Raw genomic sequence first — 242 nt, 5'->3', positions numbered from 1 at the left:
GTTTGCGGGTGCTCCGTACCGCTCGATTCAGGAGGAACCTGTGCCAGTGCCTCGCTCGTCCTCACCGATCTCCAAACGCCGCCTGCTGCGCGAAGAAGCGCACGATGCGATCCGAGACGCCATTCTCAGCGGCGCGTTCGCCCCGGGTGAGCAGCTCGACGACCAGCAGCTGCAAGAATGGCTCGGCGTCTCGCGCACCCCGGTGCGCGATGCCTTGAACGCGCTGGCGATCGAGGGCCTCG

The 242-nt window shown here is 66.9% G+C and carries 1 protein-coding gene; it reads left to right on the top strand.

Going from position 1 to position 242, the window contains the following annotated elements:
• Positions 1–46 precede the first annotated feature (46 nt).
• A partial coding sequence (locus tag CH42_RS00015) for a GntR family transcriptional regulator (protein ID WP_239683881.1) occupies positions 47–242 on the top strand: 196 nt, incomplete at its 3' end.

Origin of the sequence: Leucobacter musarum subsp. musarum (genome assembly GCF_001273845.1) — a bacterium.
In the GTDB taxonomy this organism is placed as follows: Bacteria; Actinomycetota; Actinomycetes; order Actinomycetales; family Microbacteriaceae; genus Leucobacter; species Leucobacter musarum.
Note: the sequence above shows the minus strand (reverse complement) of the source record. Positions and strands in the feature narration are given on the sequence as shown.